General features: G+C 64.1%; 1 protein-coding gene. It reads right to left on the bottom strand.

The features are described from left to right. The coding region (locus HGT70_RS16535) for a hypothetical protein (protein ID WP_214196588.1) at positions 1 to 185 on the bottom strand (185 nt) is incomplete at its 3' end. Positions 186 to 206: the final 21 nt, after the last annotated feature.

Raw genomic sequence — 206 nt, 5'->3', positions numbered from 1 at the left:
CGGCCTTGCGTGTTATCGATCCCGCCTTGATGAGCAAGCGTGAGGGCCTGCTCGCCCTGTTGCGCGAGGGTTCCGCCGCGATTCGACAGGCGGTTGGCGCGGATCGCTAGCGTTTCGCCGCTCAGGTGTCCGCCATCGTTGATCACATCCGCCGTACTACTCACCGTGATGCGTTTTGCGACCACCTGCGCGTTGCGCGTCTCGAC

Origin of the sequence: Rosenbergiella collisarenosi (genome assembly GCF_018494085.1) — a bacterium.
GTDB classification, from domain to species: domain Bacteria; phylum Pseudomonadota; class Gammaproteobacteria; order Enterobacterales; family Enterobacteriaceae; genus Rosenbergiella; species Rosenbergiella collisarenosi.
Note: the sequence above shows the minus strand (reverse complement) of the source record. Positions and strands in the feature narration are given on the sequence as shown.